This is a genomic window from Undibacterium sp. TJN19 (assembly GCF_049339485.1).
Classification (GTDB): Bacteria; Pseudomonadota; Gammaproteobacteria; order Burkholderiales; family Burkholderiaceae_D; genus Undibacterium.
This window is the reverse complement of record NZ_JBMPPL010000001.1, coordinates 587,550-608,953: the sequence shown is the minus strand read 5'-3', so window position 1 is coordinate 608,953 and position 21,404 is coordinate 587,550. Positions and strand designations below refer to the sequence as shown.

The window sequence follows — 21,404 nt, the reverse complement described above, 5'->3', positions numbered from 1 at the left end:
CGTTCAGTTCATCACGGCAGGCGCGCGTTATCCTGCGTCATCTTGTAGACATCTGTCCCTATCGCATAAGCGACAAAGCCTTTTTCTGTCGGTAACAGGCGGATTTTATTGACAGCGCGGCCCATGGGAACATGCTTCCAGCTGATGCCACCATCCGTTGTCTGGTAGCCGCCGTCAATCGCACCTACCCAGCCTGTTTTGGCATCGACAAAGCCCACGCCAAATTCCCTTACCTTGATGTCATTGACCAGGGGAATTTCACGCCAGGTCAGGCCGCCATCTTCTGTCTTGGCGACATAGCGCTGGCTGGTTTTCGGATCAGGGTTGTAACTCTGTACCGTCACGTAGGCGGTGTCACGTGTGGGGAAGCTGGCCTTCCATGTCAGTTCATACGGGCGGCTGGATTCATAGACTGTCTTCCAGGTAGCGCCACCGTCTTTGGTCATGATGATGCGCGCATGCGATTTTTCTGTATCGCTGTCTGATGCGCCAAACACAAAGCCTGTCATCGCATCAAAGAATTTGACGTCGAGTATCATGCCTGTGTAAGGCGTCATGTCTATGCTCTTCCAGCTGGCACCGCCATCTACCGAGCGCAGCAGCGTCGCTGGCCCGCCGACACGGCCACCCGCATGGATGATGGTTCTCGCTTCCAGCACCCCGGAATTGATGAACTTGTTATGCAGGATATCAATCGCGCACAGACCCTTGATGGTGATGCCTTCCAGCCCTTTTGCCACTTGCCAGCTGGCACCGCCATCACGGGTTTCATACAAGGGCGTGGTGTCGGTCACGCCGGAGAAATAATCCGTACCGATATTGCCCGCATAGCCATGCTGTGCATCGACAAAACCCACCGTGCGAAAGAAGGTGCCGGGTTTGGATAATTGCTCTTGCCAGTTCTGGCCACCATCCGTCGTCTTGTATATCTTGCCGCTGCCATTCACATACCAGCCCAGCTCAGGCTGCACAAAGAAGATGTCATCCTGCTTGCCCTTATAGGCCACGGTATTGAGTTTGGCCCAGCTGGCATCGCTGCTCAACTGATATTGATGGTTAACTGCTTTCGGAATGCCGGGTGTTGTGCTGCATGCCGTCAGGGCCATGACAAGCGCGGTACTGATGATTGTCGCCGTCCAGATTTTTTGTGGTTTGGTTTTCATTTTTATTTGAGCTTACTTATTTAAGTTTACTTATTTGAGTTTGCCAGCTTGTTGATTTGCTTGGACACGGGCAGGCGTACAGAAGTTTCATATTTGCGTTGATCGCAAATATGCTGGCGGGCATCATAATCAAGCAAGGGCATTTGGAAGAATTGACACTCCCTGAAAACGGGGAAGCTGACAGCGGCTGATGTGAAATCCACCCCAGCTTGTGTCTGACCTATGTGTGATCTAACTTAGACGTCTGTGCCTGAGCAATACCTGCTCATCCTGCCTGAAAGCCTCAGCCAGTTTTTCCACCATATACACAGAGCGGTGCTGGCCGCCGGTGCAGCCTATGGCAACGGTGAGGTAACTGCGGTTGTCGCGCTTGAATGCAGGCAACCATTTGGCGATGAACTGGCGTATGTCATCAAACATCTCGTGCACCATAGCCTGTTCTTTCAGGTAGCGGATGACAGGTTCATCGCGCCCGGTCAGCGGACGCAGGTCGGGGTCATAATGGGGGTTGGGCAACATGCGTACATCGAAAACAAAATCGGCATCCAGCGGCACACCAATCTTGAAGGCGAAAGATTCAAATGTCAGTGTCAAGGGCGTATGGCCAATCTGTGTCATGTCCTTGACCCAGGTGCGCAATTTATTGGCACTGAGGTCTGAGGTATCAATCACGTGCGCGACCAGTTGTATGCCTGCCAGGATTTCGCGTTCTTCCTGTATGCATTCTGTCAGGCTCAGCCTGTCGCCAGTGTCCTTGTCCTTGGCCAGGCGGTGTGATAGGGGGTGGCTGCGGCGGGTTTCAGAAAAACGGGCAACCAGCGATTCTGTACTGGCAGTGAGGAACAGGACTTTGACTTCATGACCCTGGTCACGCAGGGTCTGGATGGCGTCAGGCAGGTTGGTCAGCAAGGTGGCGCTGCGGGTATCAATGGCAATGGCCGCTGACAGTATGCCTTCTTTTGTCAGCGTGGTGACCAGGTCTGGCAACAGACTGGGGGGCAGATTATCGACGCAATAGTAGCCTGCATCTTCCACCACATTCAAGGCTACCGATTTGCCGGAGCCGGAGATACCAGAGATAAGCAGGATTTCCATAAGCGCTATTTTGTCACCATTTCTTCACCGTCTATTCACCATTTTGCTGCCAACTAATCGCCGTTTTCCATGGCGCGACGTTGCCGCTCCATGAAGTCTTCCAGCGTATTGATGCCACGTAATTGCAGGATCGTATTGCGCACCGCCGCTTCCAGCAACACTGCAATATTGCGGCCTGCGGCAACCGGGATGACGACTTTTCTGATCGGCAAACCCAGCACTTCTTCTGTCTGAGAATCGATGGGCAGACGTTCGTAGTTTTCTTCCAGCGTGCTGCGGCGTACCAGATGCACGATCAGCTTCAGGCGCATCTTGCGGCGCACGGCGGTTTCACCAAAAATCGTCTTGATGTCGAGCAGGCCCAGACCGCGTACTTCGAGCAGGTTTTGCAATAATTCGTGGCAGCGGCCTTCTATCATATTCGGTGCGATGCGCGAAAACTCAACCGCATCATCGGCTACCAGACCATGACTGCGCGAAATCAGTTCCAGACCCAGCTCGCTCTTGCCCAGGCCAGATTCACCGGTAATCAATACGCCAACACCCAGCACATCCATGAACACGCCATGCATGGTGATTTTTTGCGCGAGTTTTTTCGACAGGTAGACGCGCAGGTAATCAATGACTTGCGCTGATGGATAAGGCGTTGAAAACAGCGGGATATTATTGTCGTCGCAGGTCGTCAGAAACGCTGGCGGTGATTCCAGCCCCTGCGCCACGATCAGGGCAGGGGGGGCACCGGCGACCAGTTCGCGCATCAGGTTATTGCGCGAAGCATTTGAGAGGCGGTTGTAATACGATAGTTCCTGATGCCCCAGCACCTGTATGCGGCCAGGGTGGATCAGATTCAAATGCCCGACCTGGTCGGCAGAAGAGGCAGCATCGCCAGTGATTTGTTTATCTGCACCTGCAAAACCGGCAAACCAGCCCAGTTGCATGGTGTCACGATTATCGTCGTAGATTTTTTGTATCGTTAGTTCTGTCAATGATGGCATGGCGATAGGTGCTGAATCTGACGATGTCTGGAGCAGGGCTGGAGTCTGGAAACGCTGGGCTTAGCGGTCAGTTCGCAGCACTATAGATAAAAAATCAGGGATTACCTGGCAAATTGGGTCGCCATGCCATGATTTTTTCATAAATAGCAGCTGCACTGGCTTCCGTATTGAGCGTATCACGGAAACTTTCATTCGACAGCATTTCAGCGACTTCGGAAAGGATTTCCAGATGTTGTTGCATGACATTGTCGGGCATCAGCAAGAATATCAGCAGGCTGACAGGTTGGCTGTCCGGCGATTCGAAAGGAATTGGCTCCCTGAGCCTGACCAGTGCCGCTATCGGTGCCTTCAGACCCTTGATGCGACCATGAGGAATGGCGACGCCATGTCCAAGACCGGTTGATCCCAGACGTTCGCGGGCAAACAGATTATCAGAAACAACGGAGCGGGCTATGCTGCAATTATTTTCGAATAACAGCCCGGCCTGTTCAAATGCTCTTTTTTTGCTGGAAACTTCCAGATCCAGAAGTACGTTGTTGAGAGGCAGGATTTTTGCAATATTCGTCATGGTGCAAGATCGGTTACAGCGAAATGGTGCAGTGCACAAAGTTGGGTTTTGACAAATTATAGGCTTCTTTTGCCCGATATGCGTAAAACTTGATGAACACTTTTAACGAATATTGTCTTGTAGTAATTTTTCGAATTTCTCTACAGGCAAAGGCTGGCTAAAATAAAAGCCCTGCATCTCATGGCAACCAGAGTCAGCAAGGAAGAACATCTGATCGGCTTTTTCCACGCCTTCCGCAGTGACACTCATGCCCAAGGCGTTTGCCATGGCAATAATGGCATGGGTCAGGACGACGGAATCCTGGTTTTCCGGGATCTCGCGTATGAACGAGCGGTCTATTTTCAAATTATCGATAGGAAAGCGTTGTAAATAAGATAAAGATGAAAAGCCTGTGCCAAAATCGTCCAGCGAAATGCTGATGCCCAGCTTTTTGATCGCATCGAAAACGGGCAGCAAGACCTCAATTTCACCCATCAGCAAGCCTTCTGTAATTTCCAGTTGCAGTGCCGACGGTGGCAAACCCACTTCCTGCAAGACCTGCTCTATATACGTCGGCAAGCTCGGGTCTTGGAATTGCTTGGGCGAGATATTCACGCTGACCACCAGGTCGGGGGAATAGCGCTGACGCCACAGCAGGGTTTGCTTGCATACTTCCCGCAATACCCAGCGGCCCAGCGGCAGTATCAAGCCTATTTCTTCTGAAATCGGGATGAACTCATTCGGCGGTACCAGACCCACATCGGGCATCTGCCAGCGTATCAGGGCTTCGGCACCGACGATGCGTGAGGTGCTGAGGCTGATCTTGGGCTGGTAATACACGAGGAATTCATCTTCGGTCAGCGCCCGGCGCAAATTGGTTTCCAGCGCATATCTGTGTTGGGCGCGCACGTTCAGCTCTGTCGTGAAGAACTGGTAATTATTGCGGCCTGATTCTTTCGCATGGTACATGGCCGAATCGGCACAGCGCATCAGGGTAGGGCCATCCTCGCCATCATGCGGGTAGACGCTGATGCCGATAGAGGTACCTAGATGGTATTCGTTGCCGTCAATGACGAAGGGGTCACGCATGCGCGCCAGCACCCTTTCTGCCAGGTCTTTCAGGTGCATGGCATCATCAAAGGCTTCTGCCACGATGACGAACTCATCACCACCCAGGCGCGCCAGCATGTCGCTGGTACGTATGCAAGAGCTCAGGCGTGAAGAGACATCGCGCAGCAGGGCATCACCAGCCGCATGGCCAGCTGTATCATTGACGTTTTTAAACCGGTCCAGATCGAGAAACAATAAAGCCAGCCTGTGATGGTTACGGCGTGCGCTGGACAGGGCTTTCACCAGGCGCTGATTCAATTGATGGCGATTCGGCAAACCCGTCAGGGCATCATACGAGGCCATGAAGTGTAATCGCCTTTGTGTTTCGCGCACCTCGGTGGTATCGGTAAACGAAATCAGCACGGCAGACACGGAAGCGCTGCTCTTCTTGTTGATGGGCAAGACATTCACCAGCAGCCAGACGGTGGAGCCATCACGCAATTCCACGCCCATTGACAGGTTCAGGATGGCGGTCTTGCTGCGGAAAACGATGGAAGCCGGGTCATCACCCATCTTGGTCGCCTGGCCATCTTCACCCAGCAGGGTCTTGAAATAACGGTGGCGCCGGCCTACGGCATTGATGTCTTCTATCTTCAGGATGCGTTGTGCACTGGGGTTGCAGGTCAGGATCTGGCCAGCGGGGCCGATGACCATGATGCCTTCACTTAAATTGGTCACCACGGAGCGATAGCGTTCTTCGCTTTCCTCCAGGCTCTGCTCCATGTTCTTTTTGTCTATTGCGAGGCCGATGAGATCGCAGGCATCCATCATCATGGCCTGTTCATCCTCATTCGGGCTATGCACCTTCTGGTGATAGACATCGATGGTACCGAGCAGGGTGTTGAAAGCCGTGGTGATAGGCAGCGACCAGCAAGACCGCAAACCGTAGCGCAGTGCCGGCTCACGCAATTTCTCCCACAGGGGGCTGACAGCAATGTCTTGCACGATGGTCGTGCGGTTGTAATGAATCGCGGCGGAAGCGGTACCAGATCTGGTGTCCACCGGCAGGTTGCTCAGCAGGGCACAAAACCCGGCAGGCAAGGAAGGGCCTGCACCCAGCGTCACTTGTTGCGTGCTGCTGTCAAACAGGGTGATGGCACACAGGGCGCCGTTATCGAGCAGCCTTTCCATGCGGTCACAGACGTCTTCGAGAATATCGGCCAGCGGCTTGTCCAGCGCGATCATTTCCAGGATTTCTTTTTCGTGGTGCAGGGCTTCATGCATACGGCTGGATTTATAGCGGCCCTGATCAATCACAGGTAAAGCCGTGACGGTGGCAGCAGCGCGATGATGCTTGCTGATTTCACGTGCTGTCAGCAAGATGGCAGTTTGCTCATTGAAGGTAAATTGCGTACCCCGGACTTCGACATCGAGCAATTGGCCATCGAGCCGTATGCATTGGCAGACATGCTTGCTTTGCGCACCTTCATGACGCAATTTCTGCAAGATGGTACGCGCACCCTCATGATGGCGGCCATGCAAAAAAGCTTCAGGCTTCAGACCGATCAGTTGGTACTGGTCGGCCGCCTTCATCAGTTCTGCCCCTGCCGGATTGGCATAAACCAGGCTGTCGTCTATCAATACATACATCGCATCTGGATTATGTTCCAGCAAAGCCATGTGCCAGTCACTACCGGCGACATATTCACGCGCACTGCTTGTAGAAAACGGGATCGGTGATATCACGACAACAATCTTTGTGGCTAATAAGTCTGACTAATGTACATCAAGCGCTGCCTGAGGACAACGTTGATAGATTGATAGAACTCATTTCAAGAATAGGGATGAGATGCGTTTGCTTCATAACGCGGGTTGGCAAGGCGGGTGAGGCGGTCAATAGCGGTGCTACTGAGAACGAGTCCAACGCAGCCAAGCGCGCGTTATGAGACAAACCCTTAGGGAACTGACGATTTGGGCGCATTGCATCGTTGCGCCGCTTGCAAAGGCGGACGCCTTAGCTGCGCGTCACGCCTTGCACTGCATCCCAAATCACCTTGTTCGCACTCACCCCTACTCATGAAATGCGTTCTAGCATAGCAATAAAATACTTACTTTGTATTTCGTCTAGCCGATTTGCAATCACCGTTCTCTCAGTTCAAATCAAAGCGCAGGAACAGGAACAGGACATCGCCATTTCCCTTGTTTTTGGAAAAGCGCGGCACATACGTGGCGATCAGCTTGCTGCTGCGCGTGCCTATCGATGCCACCGGCAACACGGCGGGGAAGGGGAAGCCGCCAAAATAGTCCGTGCGGCTGATCAGCACACCCGTGGCACCAACGCCGACTTCGACCTTGTCGCCCACAGGCTTCATCCATTCATACGCATAGCCCAGCATGGGCTGCGGTTTGAAATGCGAATCGGAAATGATCATCGCGTACAGCGATTCTTCATTGTCCTTGGCGTCACGCAGGGTTTTGGTAAAGCCCAGGCCCCAGGTGCGTTCGTTCAGTTCGGCAATGCGTTCTGCCGTATAGGTGCCGCGCCCGTGGTGCGTATAACCGGCAATATTGATGGACAGGTTGCCGTCATCAAGCAATTTGTTGGTCTTGGCCTTGGCACTATCCCACCAGCCCAGCTCCTCATTGACCGGCGCTTGCGCACTGGCAGAAATGCTGAAAAACAGGCTGGATACGCAAAGTGCTGCGCGTAAGGAAAAATTTTTAAACTTCAACATAGAGTCATTGTACAAAGTGATGAAAATGGATTCATAGATGGCAGGTCAGCATGCCTGATCGGCTTGCTTTATCAGCTTGCCTATGACCTGCCTATTGCCGCGCATTGCGACGGTTGTCCGGCCCCTGGCCGGAACTGAAATTACTGCGCCACGGGTTGATATCGAGACCGCCGCGCCGTGTGTAACGCGCATACACGGACAGTTTTTGCGGTTTGCACTGGCGCATGATATCGACAAAAATACGTTCTACACATTGCTCGTGGAATTCATTGTGGTCACGAAAGCCGATCAGGTAGCGCAACAGGTTTTCCTGGTTGATCTGCGGCCCGACATAATGAATTTGCACACTGCCCCAGTCCGGCTGCCCGGTCACCAGGCAGTTTGATTTCAGCAAATGCGAGATCAGGGTTTCTTCTACCGGTGCTTCGTCCGTGCTGGCCGTCAGCAGGTCGGGGTTGGGGGTGTATGAATCTACTTCGATATCGAGACGGTCAAGCAACTGGCCTTGCAGTTCATGCATGGCCAGCTTGTCAAACTGATCTGGCGTGGTCAGGCTGACCTGCACCGCCGCACCAAAGCCGGCAGACAGATCGGCTTGCAGCAAACTGATCAATGCCTCGTTGCCAGCCAGCCGTGTCTGGTTGAATGAATTCAGGTACAGCTTGAAAGACTTCGATTCAATGATATTGGGTGAATCTGCCGGTGCCGTGATCCTGGCAATCGCCACTTGCGGCTTGCCGCGCAGGTTCAGCCATGACACCTCATAGGCATTCCAGATATCCATGCCAAAAAAAGGCAGGCTGCTGCCAGTCAGGCCGATTTCTTCCCTCTTGCCGGCACGCGGGATAGGGAAGAGCAGGCTGGCATCATACTCGGCCTTGTAAGTCGCAGCTTTGCCCAGTAGCGATTGCTCGGGCGTATTTGGTACGGGATCTGTCATGTTGTCTGTATCGTGTCTATATCGTATCTATATGAATCTACATCGCGTTTATGTCGGCCTTGTGTCGTGCTGATGTCGTATTGTGTCTGCGTATCCTTATTTCTCGCCTGAGCTGTTTCAACCAAGAAATAATTGATAAACGGGATTATTGCTTTCGTCCCAGTAACGATAACCCAAAGTTGTCAAAAATTCACGGAAGGCCTTCATTTCCTTCTTTGGAACCTGTAAACCCACTAAAGTTCTACCGTAATCAGCACCGTGATTGCGATAGTGAAACAGGCTGATGTTCCAGTTCGGTGCCATGCTGTTCAGAAAACGCATCAGTGCACCCGGGCGCTCAGGAAATTCAAAGCGGTACAGCAGCTCATTTTCTGCCAGCGCGCTCTTGCCACCCACCAGATGGCGGATATGCAGTTTTGCCAGCTCATCATGCGTCAGGTCCAGCGTAGGAAAGCCATGCTTGACGAAGTTTTTGGCGATCCTTGCCGATTCTTCCCGCTCGGTGGTTTGTACGCCGACAAAAATATGCGCCGCCTTTTCGTCACTGATGCGGTAATTGAATTCCGTCACATTGCGCGCGCCCACCAGTTCACAGAAACGGCGGAAACTGCCGCGTTCTTCCGGTATCGTGACGGCGAACACCGCTTCGCGTGCCTCACCGACTTCGGCGCGTTCCGCCACGAAACGCAGGCGGTCAAAATTCATGTTGGCACCACAGGCAATGGTCACCAGGGCTTCGTTCTTCAAGGGTTTCTTTGCCGCCTTGGCACGTTCTATATAGGCTTTGCAACCGGCGACTGCCAGTGCCCCGGCGGGTTCCAAAATGCTGCGCGTGTCCTGGAACACGTCCTTGATGGCCGCGCAGACCGCATCGGTATCGACCGTAATGACTTCGTCGACATACAGTTTGGCCAGACGGAAGGTTTCTTCACCCACCAGCTTGACCGCCGTGCCATCAGAAAACAGGCCCACATCGGTCAGTGTCACGCGCTTGCCCGCTTTCAAACTGCGTGCCATGGCGTCAGAATCCGTTGTCTGTACGCCGATGATCTTGATGTCAGGGCGCACCGCCTTGACATAGGCTGCCACGCCAGAGATCAGGCCGCCGCCGCCGATGGCCACAAAAATCGCATGGATGGGTTCTGCATGCTGGCGCAAAATTTCCATGCCTACCGTACCCTGGCCTGCAATCACATCCGGGTCATCGAAAGGATGGACAAAAGTCAGCTTGCGCTTTTTTTCCATTTCCAGCGCATGGCCGTAGGCATCCGTATAAGAATCACCATGCAGGACGATTTCCACCAGGTCGCCACCATGCGACCTGACCGCATCAATCTTGACCGGCGGCGTGGTCGTCGGCATGACGATGACAGCCTTGCAGCCAACCTTGGCGGCACTCAGCGCCACGCCCTGCGCATGGTTACCGGCTGACGCGCAGATGACGCCGCGCTTCAGTTGGGCCGGGGTCAAATGGGCAATCTTGTTATAGGCACCGCGCAACTTGAAACTGAACACGCTTTGCATGTCTTCGCGTTTGAAGTAAATTCGATTATCCATGCGCGCCGACAGGCTGGAGGCAAGTTCCAGCGGGGTTTCAAAGGCGACGTCATAGACGCGCGCTGTCAGGATCTTTTTCAGATAATCGGTGCTCATGGATGTCTAATCTTAAGGTTGGTGAATTGAAAATTGTAAGCTCATTATAATGGATGCCTTTTCTGCACACACTGGAATGCCATGATAGAGGCGGGAGTACATTGGATATTAAGCATGCTGGCACTGCCAGAAATCGGTCTGAGTTCAGTCTTTCTGATCAGCTTTATCTCGGCAACTTTATTGCCTTTAGGGTCAGAACCGGCAGTATTTGCCGTCATCAAGGCCAATCCACAGATATTCTGGCTGGTGATCCTGGTCGCCACCATCGGCAATACCCTGGGCGGCGTCGTCGACTATGCCATGGGTTATGGCGCGCAAAAAGCTTTCCACCGCGAAAAAGAAAGTTACTGGTTTCGCTGGCTTGAGCATTTCGGGGCAAAAACCATGCTGCTGGCCTGGCTACCCGTCATCGGCGACCCCATCTGCACCCTCGCAGGCTGGTTGAAACTGCCATTCTGGCCCAGTGTCTTTTACATGGCAGTGGGCAAGTGCCTGCGCTACATCCTCATCAGCTGGCTCTTGCTTAAATTGCCAGATGGCTTCTGGACGCATCTGGCGAGTTATTTGTCCTGAAGCTTAATTCATAACTTTATGGAAAGTTGCCAATTTTATTGGCAATTTCAAGCATCGACTTCCGGCGAAATTATTCAGTAAAAACAGTCTAATTTTTTTGTTTTTGCACAGTCCTGTCACAATGTTTGTCTATAATGCGTTTCCCAACGGCATTTTTGTTGAGGTTTGTGATCTTTTTAACAGTGGGTGATGCACACCTCTGAAATACGTCACTATCGCTGAATGCCCGCTTTGGTACTCATTCCAGACAGGCGATATCATCGTCGCATGTCATTCTTAAGGACAAGAAAATGCAAGAAAATAAACAGGCACGCCGTGGCTTTATCCAGGGTCTCGTTGCTACCGCAGCAGGTGCTGCACTGATGACGCCAGCGCTGGCAAAACCGGTCGCGGCAAACGCGGTCTATCTCGATAGTGCCAAATGGTCACCACGCAACCGTGAACTGATCGCCGCACTGATCGCCAAACATGGCAATACCAGCAAGTCTTATTCGGCCAAACGCAAACCCTACGCCGTGTTTGACTGGGATAACACCAGCATCATGAATGATTGCGAAGAAGCGCTGCTGATGTACCAGATCAATCACCTGGCGTTCAAGCTCACACCCGCTGAATTCTCTGCCACCATACGCCAGAATGTACCGGCTGGTAATTTCACTGCCGACTACAAAAACGCCGCTGGCAAGCAGCTTGACCTGGAAAGCGTTTGTACTGACCTTGACAGCGATTACGCTTACCTGCATGCCAACTACAAGGGCATGGCCGGTGGCCGCAGCCTCGAAGAAATCATTGAAACTGCGCAGTTCCAGGATTTCCGCGCCAAGCTTTACTTCCTGTATGAAGCCGTCAATGACACGCATGGCGTCAATGTCGGTTACCCATGGGTCATCTACTTCTTCGCCAACATGACCGTTGCCGAAGTCAGCGCACTGGCTGAAGCATCCAACGATGCCAACCTGGGCATGAGCCTGACCAAGACCAAGTACACCAGCCCGACATCCCTGCCTGGTGTAGCCGGTGTCATCACGACAGCGCATTTCCACGGCATACGCCTGTGCACAGAAGTGGCGACACTGATGGACACTTTCCGTCAAAACGGTTTCGACGTGTATGTCAGCACAGCATCACTGGAAGATGTGGTTGCCGTATTTGCCAGCAATCCAAAATACGGTTACCACGTCAAGCGTGAAAACGTCTTGGGCTTGCGCCTCGAACAAAATGGCGATGTCTACAAAAACGCCTACCGCAAGGACTGGCCTTTGAACTGGGGCCCGGGCAAAACCGTCGTCATCAAACGCGAACTGGTTGCCCAAAAAGGCTATGGCCCGGTATTTGTTGCCGGCGACAGCGATGGTGACTACGACATGCTGCGCGATTTCACGGAAACAGAAATCGGCCTGGTCGTGAACCGCCTCAAAAAAGGCAAGATCGGTGAATTGTCGAAAGCCGCTGCTGACGCTGCCAAAGAAGCACATCCACGCTTCGTACTGCAAGGCCGCCAGGAATCGACAGGCAACTGGGTGCCGGTTGAAACCACGCTGAAATACGGCAAGACAGCACCTGCTTTGCTGGGCTAAATTTTGTTAAAAACGGGTAACAGATGTTGCCCGTTTTTTTGTTTGTATTGTTGCAATAAAGTTAATTTCGACGGTAAGAAATTGCCTGAGTTCTGCGCTGTGCTTCCCTGAAGCCCGATAAAACATGGCCGGGCAAATCACATGCCCAATGCACCTCTCCAGTATTCTTCCAGCGTCTGCGCCAGTTCTGTCTTGAAGTCTGGCCGTATCGGCGCGAAGACCGGGTCTTTTAATATCTCCTGCAACAATGGCGAATAATCGAGTGATTGCCACAGGCCTCTGGTGATGGCATGGGTGCGCGTCAGCAGGCTGGCACCGCGACCCGGTGTCAGTTGCAGGGTCTGGTCCAGCACCGCGCCGGTTTGCATCAGTGCCTGTATCAGATTGAGCTTGAATGCGCGCAACTTGTCTTCCTGCATGTTTTGTTCAAGCACGCTATGCGCCATTGCATCAAGCCGCAGCATTTCTGGCCGCGCTTCGAGATAATTGACATAGCGCGTGATAAAACCGCTGGCAGTGACTTGCTGCCCCGCTGAAAAAATATCCCTTACCTCGTCGAGCAGCAGTGCAAATTCTTCTTCCAGCAATGCCAGGAAAATTTCTTCCTTGGTCGAAAAATACAGATACACCGTGCCCTTGGCGAGGCCGGATTCTTCCGCAATGCGCAGGGCAGAAGGCAGTTGATGCGGGTCAAGCATGAACAGGCGGCGTGCCGCCAGCAGGATGTCTGTGCGTCTGGCCTGCTTGGCCTCATCGTCTTTTGCGCGGGTTACCATCCTTGCTTCTGTCCTTTTTAAAAATAGGCCTGCGTGCTAGTTCTTCATCAGCTTCTCCGCCATTTTGATTTGTATGCGGCGTGGCGTAAAGCGGCTGGAAAAAATAGTCAGTTTATTGCCCAGACCCGGAATGATACTCGGTATGCCCTTGAACAGTGCTTAAGGCCAATTGCTGCAACCGGGCGTGATGCCATCATCATGCTGCGCTGGTAGGCCGTGGCTTTTTGCCCCGACACTTTCAAAAAATCAGTCGCGGTAATGCCCGGTGACAGCACAGCCACCGCGATATTGTATTTCTTTAATTCTTCATTCAGGGCTTCGCCAAACAGCAGCACATACGCCTTGCTGGCAGAGTAGGCCGCATAGTAAGGCGTGGCCTGATAACCACCGATGCTCGACACCAGCAAAATCTTGCCGCCACCACGGGTTTGCATGTCGCTTGCATACACGTGACTCAGCTCGGTCAGGCTGGCCATATTCAGTTGCAGCATGTTGAGTGTCTTTTGCAGGTCCTGCTGGATGAATTCGCCAAACACGCCATAACCGGCGTTATTGATGAGGATGTCGACAGACACCCCCAGGCTGTCGGTATGGGCTTTCATTTCTGCACCTATGCCTGCCCTGGCCAGGTCAATCGCAAGCACAAATACCGTGACCTGGTATTGCTTGCGTAAGCGGGCTGCCAGTTCTTCCATCATGTCCTGGCGGCGTGCAGCCAATACCAGATTGCAGCCACGTTCTGCCAGCAGTTGTGCAAAATCGACGCCAAACCCGCTGGACGCCCCCGTGACCAATGCCCATTTGCCTTGTAAATCTTTGCTCATTTCAGTTTCTCCATAAAAACACAAGATAAATGACCGTTGGTCATTTGTGTTTTATATTAAATGACTGGCGGTCATTTGTAAAGCACGTGTAAAATTGAGACGGCGGTGAAAATCAAATTCGCCAGGAGGCGCTCTTGGCAGCCATGCCTGTGGCGAATTTGCAAAGAATGGCGGTTTTTCGCACTTTTAGCAGGTTTTTACCAAATTCCGTTTGGAAAATTGCCAGAATCACCATTCATTACCGTATAAACTTCAAGGCTGTTGGCGCGTGGTGCATCGCAATAAGTTAGAATGGGTTTTTAAAAATCCGTCCAACCACGTCACTGATGAACGCTCCAGCCCAGATACAGGCCTTGCTCGCAGATGCACCCCAAGGCGCCACACCGACCCGCGTGCGGGAAATTCCCTATAACTACACTTCGTTTTCTGACCGCGAAATCGTCATCCGCCTGCTAGGTGAAGATGCATGGCAATTGCTTGATCAATTGCGCGGCAAACGCCAGACCGGGCGATCTGCGCGCATGCTGTATGAAGTGCTGGGTGATATCTGGGTCGTGCAGCGCAATCCTTACCTGCAAGACGACATGCTGGACAACCCGCGCCGTCGTCAGGATCTGATCGATGCGCTGAACCACAGGCTGGCGGAAGTCGAGAAGCGCCGCGTCAGCACGGTCAACGATGATGCAGAACGCAGCAATAGCGTGGAAACATTGGTGCAGGCTGCCCGCAAGGCGGTGGCAGCATTTTCCAAGGATTTTCGTGATACCTATGATTTGCGCAAGAAGGCCAGCAAGTTGTTGGCGCGTTTCACGGCAAAAGACAATATCAAGTTCGATGGCCTGAGCCGTGTATCGCATGTGACTGATGCAACCGACTGGCGCGTGGAATATCCGTTTGTCGTGCTGACGCCCGACACCGAAGATGAAATGGCTGGCCTCGTCAAAAGCTGTATAGAACTGGGCCTGACCATCATCCCGCGTGGCGGCGGCACCGGTTATACCGGCGGCGCGATACCGCTGACGCCTTTGTCGGCAGTCATCAATACTGAAAAACTTGAACAACTGGGCGCAGTCGAAATGACGCGCCTGCCGGGTGTTGATCGCGATTACGCCGTTATCTATTCCGGTGCCGGTGTCGTCACCAAGCGCGTCTCTGATGCGGCTGAAAAAGCAGGCTTTGTATTTGCCGTTGACCCAACCTCGGCTGAAGCTTCCTGCATAGGCGGCAACGTCGCCATGAATGCCGGTGGCAAGAAGGCGGTATTATGGGGCACGGCGCTCGACAACCTGGCTTCATGGCGCATGGTTGATCCTAATGGTGACTGGCTGGAAGTAACAAGGCTTGAGCATAACCTCGGCAAAATCCATGATGTGGAATTGGCGAAGTTCAAGCTCGAATGGACACACCCGGGTGAGAAGCAGCCGTTCAAGACTGAACAGCTTGATATCAAGGGCCGTGTCTTCCGCAAGGAAGGTCTGGGCAAGGACGTGACTGATAAGTTCCTCGCGGGTTTGCCAGGCGTGCAAAAAGAAGGTTGCGATGGTCTCATTACATCGGCACGCTGGATCCTGCACAAGATGCCCAAGTTTGCCCGCACCGTCTGCCTGGAATTTTTTGGCCAGGCACGTGATGCCATACCAAGCATAGTAGAAATCAAGGATTATCTCGATAACGAAACCCGCAAGGGCGGTGCTATTCTGGCTGGTCTGGAACATCTGGATGAACGCTATCTGCGCGCAGTCGGTTATACGACCAAATCCAAGCGCGGTGTCTTGCCCAAGATGGCTTTGTTTGGCGACATCGTCGGCGATGATGAAAATGCCGTGGCCCAGGCCGCGTCTGAAGTCATACGCATTGCCAATACCCGCGTCGGTGAAGGCTTTGTGGCTGTCAGCCCAGAGGCACGTAAGAAATTCTGGCTGGACCGCGCCAAGACGGCAGCGATTTCCAAGCACACCAATGCCTTCAAGATCAATGAAGACGTGGTGATACCGCTGAACCGCATGGGTGAATACACCGATGGCATAGAGCGCATCAACATAGAATTATCGATACAAAACAAGCTGGCCTTGCTCGATGCCCTGAAAGCTTTCTTCGCCAAGCGCAATCTGCCGCTGGGCAAGAGTGAAGATGCCGCTGGCGATGATATCCCCGCATCTGAATTGCTGGAAGACCGCGTCAATGAAGCGAATGTCTTGCTACAGGCAGCAGAAGCACGCTGGACTTATCTGCTGAATAATCTCGACAAACCACTGAGTGCGGCCAAGGAAGAATTGCTGGAACTGGGTCTGGACAAGCTGGAATTTGTCTTCGATGAAAGACTGCAACAGCAGCCGGATGTGACGGTATTTTCCATCGTTCAGGACAGGACAGTACGGGTATCGTGGAAGACAGAAATCCGTGCACACCTGCGCCAGATATTCAGTGGCTCTGCCTTCAAACTGATACTGGATGAATGCGTGGCTGTTCATAAAAAAGTCTTGCGCAGCCGCGTCTTCGTCGCCTTGCACATGCATGCAGGTGACGGTAATGTGCATACCAACTTGCCTGTCAATTCTGACGATTATGACATGCTGCAAGTGGCGCATCATGCCGTTGCCCGCATCATGGTATTGGCCCGATCTCTGAATGGTGTTATCTCCGGCGAGCATGGCATAGGGATCACCAAGCTGGAATTCTTGACTGAAGACGAGATCAAGGATTTCCGCTCGTATAAATTACGTATCGATCCAGAAGGCCGCTTCAACAAAGGCAAGCTGCTGAACCTGCCAGACTTTGCTGCCGACCTGCGCAATGCTTACACGCCTTCGTTTGGTTTGATGGGGCACGAGTCGCTGATCATGCAGCAAAGTGATATCGGTGCGATCGCCAATAGCGTCAAGGATTGCCTGCGTTGCGGCAAATGTAAACCTGTCTGTGCCACCCATGTGCCACGCGCCAATTTGCTGTATTCGCCACGTAACAAGATTCTGGCGACCTCGTTGCTGGTCGAAGCCTTTTTGTATGAAGAGCAGACCCGCCGTGGCATCTCCATCAAGCACTGGGAAGAGTTTGAAGATGTGGCCGACCACTGTACGGTTTGCCATAAATGCGTGACGCCCTGTCCGGTCGATATCGACTTTGGTGATGTGTCGATGAATATGCGCAACCTCTTGCGCAAGATGGACAAAAAGTCGTTCAACCCCGGCACCGCATCAGCCATGTTCTTCTTGAACGCCAAAGATCCGGCCACCATCAAGGCGGCGCGCCAGGTGATTTTTGGCTGGGGTGTGGCGGCACAGCGCATGGGTAATACGGTATTGAAAAAGCTCGCCAAAAAGCAGACCAAGGCACCACCGGCGAGCCTGGGCAAGCCTGCCATGCGCGAGCAGGTGATTCATTTCATCAACAAGAAAATGCCGGGCAATTTGCCTAAGAAAACGGCGCGTGCCTTGCTGGATATTGAAGATGACAAGATGGTACCCATCATCCGTAATCCGCAAACCACGACAGCAGATACGGAAGCCGTGTTTTACTTCCCCGGCTGCGGTTCAGAAAGGCTCTTTTCTCAAGTTGGTCTGGCAACCCAGGCAATGTTGTGGAATGTCGGCGTGCAAACCGTGCTGCCTCCGGGTTACCTGTGTTGCGGTTACCCGCAACGCAGTGCCGGCCAGTTCGACAAAGCCGAGAAGATGATCACTGATAACCGCGTGCTATTCCATCGCATGGCCAATACCCTGAACTATCTGGATATCAAAACCGTCGTCGTTTCTTGCGGCACCTGTTATGACCAGATACAGGGCTATGAATTCGACAAGATATTCCCTGGCTGTCGCATCATCGACATTCATGAATTTTTGCTGGAAAAAGATGTCAAGCTGGCCGCAGTGAATGGCACGCGTTATATGTATCACGATCCTTGTCATACACCAATGAAATTGCAAGACCCATTAAAAACGGTCAATGCACTGATCACGACGGTCGATGATGTAAAAATCGAAAAGAATGACCGCTGTTGTGGCGAGGCAGGTACGCTGGCGGTATCGCGGCCTGATATCTCCACGCAGATACGCTTCCGCAAGGAAGAAGAAATGAACAAGGGTGCAGACAAACTGCGCGCTGATGGCTTTACTGGCGACGTTAAAATCCTGACATCCTGCCCGGCCTGCTTGCAAGGCTTGACACGCTATGATGAAGACTCTGGCACGACAGCCGACTACATCGTCGTCGAAATGGCCAAGCATATCCTGGGGCCAAACTGGATGCCAGAGTATGTCGCCAAAGCCAATAACGGTGGTATAGAAAGGGTGCTGGTGTAATGGCCATTGCTTGTGAATTATGTGATGCCCGTGCTGGCGATATTATCGTCAGCACAGATCAGTTACGCATCCTCCTCGTTGATGACGCCAACTACCCTGGCTTTTGCCGCGTCATCTGGAATGTGCATGTCAAAGAAATGACTGACCTGCCAGAGGCAGACAGGACGGTGTTCATGCAATCTGTCTGGAAGCTGGAAGCGGCGATACGCACAGTCATGCAGCCGCACAAGATGAATGTCGCCAGCCTCGGCAATATGGTGCCGCATCTGCACTGGCATCTGATCCCGCGGTATACCGATGATGCGCATTTCCCCAACCCCATCTGGGCTGTTGCGCATGGCAATGCTGACCAAGCTGCACTAGACGCACGTCGCAACTTGTTGCCGCAATTAAGGCAAACCATTATTTCGAATTTCGCATCATGAGCATAGGCAAACCACAACCCACTTCCCTGAATGCCCGCACTCAGTCGCGGGTACTTGAAGTCGCGTTTGACGATGGCAAAGAGTTTTCGCTGCCGTTTGAATTACTGCGCGTGTATTCACCTTCCGCCGAAGTGCGTGGTCACGGTGCAGGGCAGGAAACCCTGCAAACCGGCAAACGTGAGATCGGTGTGGCTGGCATAGAACCAGTCGGCAATTACGCCATCAGGCCGATTTTTTCAGATCAGCACGCTTCAGGCATATTCACCTGGGATTACCTGTACTGGCTGGGTGAAAACCAGGCACAGTTGTGGCAGGAGTATATGGATAAATTGCAGGCCGCCGGGTTTGGTGGCGAGACCGGGAGAGATGCGCCCATGCAGGTGAAGGGTGGCGGTAGTTGTGGGACCAAACACTGAGTGTGCGTTGATCTCGGATTTCAGAACTCAGATTTCACGTCTGAGATGTAGCTCAGCACTGCTATCTTTTGATAAATCGTACACACATTAACGTCATTCCTGCGCAGGCAGGAATCTAGTGGCTTAAGATTGCAGGCCGGGGGTAGCCCGGCAGCTACTCCCTTTTCTTGTCTCGCCAAGAAAAGTAAGCCAAAGAAGGCGACCCAGGCGTCGTCGCCCCTACGGGGTTCCCGTTTGTGCTGTACAAAAAATGGGAAGATCCGAAACTCGCCTGCAGCCTTGCCCTAGGAACATGCGCTTGCAAGCGCATGTCGTTACGCAAGCGTGGTGCATGCACCACGAAACCCCTGCTACACCTCAGACATCGGCTCTTCTTTTTCCATTTTCTGTACAGCACAAACGGCGTCGACACATGGGAACTGCGGAAAGTCAAAAACAACCCCAACTTCAAGGGCGACGTTAATGCCTGCATTTGTGTACTGTCTGCACTAAGCTTGGTCACTTACTCCAGATCCGCCTTATCAAGATAAACCGTCCTCTTAACACCAGCCCGCTTATCCACCTTACCCTGTAAGACCTGCAAAAACTCGGCATCTGTTACCGCCTGCAATCCTGTCTTTTTCACCACCACGTCAGCCGTCACCGCATTCGCAGGCACACTGATCGCCAGCACATGATCAAAGTCAGGGCGGCTGTCGATTTCCTTCAACAGAAAGCGTTGTGAACCACTGCCTATCTGATGATAAACAGCCTGTTTGCTCTCGTGCATTTGCGGCGATAGCTGACGGAAGAGCAGGGTTTTTTCTACGACGACAGTCACATCCTTGTATTCGGTTTTGCCACCCTGTTCAAAATGCCCAAGCACGATATTGGCCTTGAACTGTTTCAGCGGCGTCTGGCTGTCCGTGGCCAGTCTGGCGATCTCGAATTGTTCTGGTTCCATGGTCCACAAGGCCAGTTTTTGTTCCAGCCTGGCTTTGATGGCAGCATCGAGCTTTTGATCAAGGCAGCGTATCTGCAAGACAACCTGGTAATCATGCGGGGCATGGAACATGGGCAGGTGCGAGACATACATGCCTTCGCTGTTGCCAAACAAAAGCATGCCGTGCACGCCCCAGGTGGGGCCGTGTTTGTTTTCGGCATGGGCGTTGAAGATGCAGCAAAAACTGAGCAGGAATAAGGACAGCAGGCGTTTCATGCGCTTCACACCTTTACCAGCAATTTGCCGCGATGCTCACCTGTGAATAAAGAATTCAGTGCGCTGGGCAACTGTTCAAAGCCGTCGATGATGGTTTCTTCAAACACCAGCTCACCCGCCTTGACCCAGGGCGAGACGATGGCCAGCATTTCATCCATGCGGTGCAGGTAGTCGCGCGCCAGTATGCCCTGTATGGTGGCGCGCTGGTACAGCATGTGTTGCAGAAGGCGTGGGCCCATTTCCGGCACATCGAGGCCGCCGTTGTACTGGCTGATCTGGCCGCAGATGATGATACGGGCGCGGCGTTTGATGATGGGGAGGATGGCATCAGTGACCATGCCACCGACATTGTCGAAATACACATCGACACCGCCTGTGAGTTTGAGTATCTCCTGGCTCAGTGTCTCGTCATTGCTGAAGCTTTTGTAATCAAGCGCCCAGTCTGCGCCCAGCTTGTCTTTCAGCCACGCGCATTTTTCTGCCCCACCAGCGATGCCCAATACTTTGGCGCCATGGCGTTTGGCGAATTGCACGACCAGTGAGCCAACAGCACCGGCTGCGCCGGACACGACGACGACTTCACCTGCATGTGGCTTGCCTGCCTCGGTCAGGCCAAACCAGGCCGTGCGACCCGGCATGCCGAGTACGCCCAGCGCAGTGGATACGGGGGCAATCGTCGGGTCGATTTTGGTCAGCGCGCTGACATGCACGCGCGCATGGCTTTGCCAGCCTGTCATGCCAAATACCCAGTCACCTTCTTTGAGACTGGCGGCATTCGATGCCAGCACCTGGCCAACTACCCCAGCGGCCTGCACGGTGTTGAGCGGGTGTGGTTCCGGGTTATACGTGGGTTTGGACGACTGGTTGATACGCATGTAAGGGTCTACGCTGATATAGCGGGCGGCTATCAAGACCTCATCACGGTCCAGCGAGGTGTCCAAAGGCTGGCTGCGCAATGCATAGTGTTCATCGCTGACGATGCCAGTCGGATGGCGGCTGTATATCCATTGCTGGTGTACGACATTTTCTGTGTTGGTCATGGTGAGTTCCGAGATAGGAGTCAATGAGTGAAGTGGATGCTTACATAGTAGAACTGATAAAATGTCTCGTAAAGCAATATAAATTCAGTTTTTATGTCC

Annotated in this window: 17 protein-coding genes; 5 read left to right on the top strand and 12 right to left on the bottom strand. The window is 52.9% G+C overall.

Annotated features, from left to right (window positions below; genetic code table 11):
* Nucleotides 1-11: 11 nt before the first annotated feature.
* From ACO0LH_RS02850 to ilvA, 8 genes are all read right to left on the bottom strand, one after another.
* Nucleotides 12-1,163: a WD40/YVTN/BNR-like repeat-containing protein gene (locus tag ACO0LH_RS02850; RefSeq protein ID WP_422939534.1), complete on the bottom strand. Its 1,152-nt coding sequence runs from the start codon at nt 1,161-1,163 to the stop codon at nt 12-14.
* A 231-nt stretch (nt 1,164-1,394) separates the two neighbouring features.
* Nucleotides 1,395-2,258, bottom strand: a complete 864-nt coding sequence (rapZ, locus tag ACO0LH_RS02845) for an RNase adapter RapZ (RefSeq protein ID WP_422939533.1) — start codon at nt 2,256-2,258, stop codon at nt 1,395-1,397.
* 53 nt (nt 2,259-2,311) lie between these two features.
* A complete protein-coding gene (gene hprK, locus ACO0LH_RS02840; protein WP_422939532.1) occupies nt 2,312-3,253 on the bottom strand; it encodes an HPr(Ser) kinase/phosphatase in 942 nt (313 codons plus the stop codon).
* 94 nt (nt 3,254-3,347) lie between these two features.
* Nucleotides 3,348-3,821, bottom strand: a complete 474-nt coding sequence (locus ACO0LH_RS02835) for a PTS sugar transporter subunit IIA (protein ID WP_422939531.1) — start codon at nt 3,819-3,821, stop codon at nt 3,348-3,350.
* A 102-nt stretch (nt 3,822-3,923) separates the two neighbouring features.
* Nucleotides 3,924-6,596, bottom strand: a complete 2,673-nt coding sequence (locus ACO0LH_RS02830) for an EAL domain-containing protein (protein WP_422939530.1) — start codon at nt 6,594-6,596, stop codon at nt 3,924-3,926.
* Nucleotides 6,597-7,000: 404 nt separating this feature from the next.
* Nucleotides 7,001-7,585: a hypothetical protein gene (locus tag ACO0LH_RS02825; RefSeq protein WP_422939529.1), complete on the bottom strand. Its 585-nt coding sequence runs from the start codon at nt 7,583-7,585 to the stop codon at nt 7,001-7,003.
* Between the two features lie 91 nt (nt 7,586-7,676).
* Nucleotides 7,677-8,525 carry an NADPH-dependent 7-cyano-7-deazaguanine reductase QueF gene (queF, locus tag ACO0LH_RS02820; protein WP_422939528.1) on the bottom strand — a complete coding sequence of 283 codons (849 nt, stop codon included), beginning with the start codon at nt 8,523-8,525 and terminating at the stop codon, nt 7,677-7,679.
* 117 nt (nt 8,526-8,642) lie between these two features.
* Nucleotides 8,643-10,178, bottom strand: coding sequence for a threonine ammonia-lyase, biosynthetic (gene ilvA, locus ACO0LH_RS02815; protein ID WP_422939527.1), 1,536 nt, complete (start codon nt 10,176-10,178; stop codon nt 8,643-8,645).
* An 81-nt stretch (nt 10,179-10,259) separates the two neighbouring features.
* On the opposite strand from ilvA, the gene ACO0LH_RS02810 reads away from it, so the two are divergent.
* Together ACO0LH_RS02810 and ACO0LH_RS02805 are read left to right on the top strand one after the other, a co-directional pair.
* Complete coding sequence (locus ACO0LH_RS02810) at nt 10,260-10,751, top strand: YqaA family protein (RefSeq protein ID WP_422939526.1); 492 nt, start codon at nt 10,260-10,262, stop codon at nt 10,749-10,751.
* 290 nt (nt 10,752-11,041) lie between these two features.
* Nucleotides 11,042-12,328, top strand: coding sequence for an HAD family hydrolase (locus tag ACO0LH_RS02805; RefSeq protein WP_422939525.1), 1,287 nt, complete (start codon nt 11,042-11,044; stop codon nt 12,326-12,328).
* Nucleotides 12,329-12,465: 137 nt separating this feature from the next.
* Here the strand turns inward: ACO0LH_RS02805 and ACO0LH_RS02800 are convergent, their stop codons facing one another.
* The gene (locus ACO0LH_RS02800; protein ID WP_422939524.1) at nt 12,466-13,104 is read right to left on the bottom strand and encodes a TetR family transcriptional regulator; all 639 of its coding nucleotides are present in this window, start codon (nt 13,102-13,104) and stop codon (nt 12,466-12,468) included.
* Between the two features lie 107 nt (nt 13,105-13,211).
* A complete protein-coding gene (locus tag ACO0LH_RS02795) occupies nt 13,212-13,928 on the bottom strand; it encodes an SDR family NAD(P)-dependent oxidoreductase (RefSeq protein WP_422939523.1) in 717 nt (238 codons plus the stop codon).
* A 326-nt stretch (nt 13,929-14,254) separates the two neighbouring features.
* Here ACO0LH_RS02795 and ACO0LH_RS02790 point away from each other — a divergent pair, with 326 nt between their 5' ends.
* Genes ACO0LH_RS02790 through ACO0LH_RS02780 form a run of 3 tightly spaced genes read left to right on the top strand, consistent with a single transcriptional unit; the run spans nt 14,255 to nt 19,067 of the window.
* Nucleotides 14,255-18,226, top strand: coding sequence for a DUF3683 domain-containing protein (locus ACO0LH_RS02790; protein ID WP_422939522.1), 3,972 nt, complete (start codon nt 14,255-14,257; stop codon nt 18,224-18,226).
* Entirely contained in the window at nt 18,226-18,651 is a 426-nt protein-coding gene (locus ACO0LH_RS02785; protein WP_422939521.1) for an HIT family protein, read from the top strand. Before ACO0LH_RS02790 ends, ACO0LH_RS02785 begins: the two co-directional genes overlap by 1 nt.
* Nucleotides 18,648-19,067 (top strand): gamma-butyrobetaine hydroxylase-like domain-containing protein, encoded by a 420-nt coding sequence (locus ACO0LH_RS02780; protein WP_422939520.1) that lies wholly within the window; start codon nt 18,648-18,650, stop codon nt 19,065-19,067. The genes ACO0LH_RS02785 and ACO0LH_RS02780 overlap by 4 nt, the downstream gene beginning before the upstream one ends.
* A gap of 502 nt (nt 19,068-19,569) precedes the next feature.
* On the opposite strand, the gene ACO0LH_RS02775 is transcribed toward ACO0LH_RS02780, so the two are convergent.
* Entirely contained in the window at nt 19,570-20,265 is a 696-nt protein-coding gene (locus ACO0LH_RS02775) for a hypothetical protein (protein WP_422939519.1), read from the bottom strand.
* A 5-nt stretch (nt 20,266-20,270) separates the two neighbouring features.
* Entirely contained in the window at nt 20,271-21,305 is a 1,035-nt protein-coding gene (locus ACO0LH_RS02770; RefSeq protein ID WP_422939518.1) for an NADP-dependent oxidoreductase, read from the bottom strand.
* Between the last annotated feature and the right edge of the window lie 99 nt (nt 21,306-21,404).

Coding starts and splice junctions, on each gene's coding strand:
- ACO0LH_RS02850 (WP_422939534.1), bottom strand. CDS start 1,163: ATGAAAACCAAACCACAAAAAATCTGGACGGCGACAATCATCAGTACC.
- rapZ (WP_422939533.1), bottom strand. CDS start 2,258: ATGGAAATCCTGCTTATCTCTGGTATCTCCGGCTCCGGCAAATCGGTA.
- hprK (WP_422939532.1), bottom strand. CDS start 3,253: ATGCCATCATTGACAGAACTAACGATACAAAAAATCTACGACGATAAT.
- ACO0LH_RS02835 (WP_422939531.1), bottom strand. CDS start 3,821: ATGACGAATATTGCAAAAATCCTGCCTCTCAACAACGTACTTCTGGAT.
- ACO0LH_RS02825 (WP_422939529.1), bottom strand. CDS start 7,585: ATGTTGAAGTTTAAAAATTTTTCCTTACGCGCAGCACTTTGCGTATCC.
- queF (WP_422939528.1), bottom strand. CDS start 8,525: ATGACAGATCCCGTACCAAATACGCCCGAGCAATCGCTACTGGGCAAA.
- ilvA (WP_422939527.1), bottom strand. CDS start 10,178: ATGAGCACCGATTATCTGAAAAAGATCCTGACAGCGCGCGTCTATGAC.
- ACO0LH_RS02810 (WP_422939526.1), top strand. CDS start 10,260: ATGATAGAGGCGGGAGTACATTGGATATTAAGCATGCTGGCACTGCCA.
- ACO0LH_RS02805 (WP_422939525.1), top strand. CDS start 11,042: ATGCAAGAAAATAAACAGGCACGCCGTGGCTTTATCCAGGGTCTCGTT.
- ACO0LH_RS02800 (WP_422939524.1), bottom strand. CDS start 13,104: ATGGTAACCCGCGCAAAAGACGATGAGGCCAAGCAGGCCAGACGCACA.
- ACO0LH_RS02795 (WP_422939523.1), bottom strand. CDS start 13,928: ATGAGCAAAGATTTACAAGGCAAATGGGCATTGGTCACGGGGGCGTCC.
- ACO0LH_RS02790 (WP_422939522.1), top strand. CDS start 14,255: ATGAACGCTCCAGCCCAGATACAGGCCTTGCTCGCAGATGCACCCCAA.
- ACO0LH_RS02785 (WP_422939521.1), top strand. CDS start 18,226: ATGGCCATTGCTTGTGAATTATGTGATGCCCGTGCTGGCGATATTATC.
- ACO0LH_RS02780 (WP_422939520.1), top strand. CDS start 18,648: ATGAGCATAGGCAAACCACAACCCACTTCCCTGAATGCCCGCACTCAG.
- ACO0LH_RS02775 (WP_422939519.1), bottom strand. CDS start 20,265: ATGAAACGCCTGCTGTCCTTATTCCTGCTCAGTTTTTGCTGCATCTTC.
- ACO0LH_RS02770 (WP_422939518.1), bottom strand. CDS start 21,305: ATGACCAACACAGAAAATGTCGTACACCAGCAATGGATATACAGCCGC.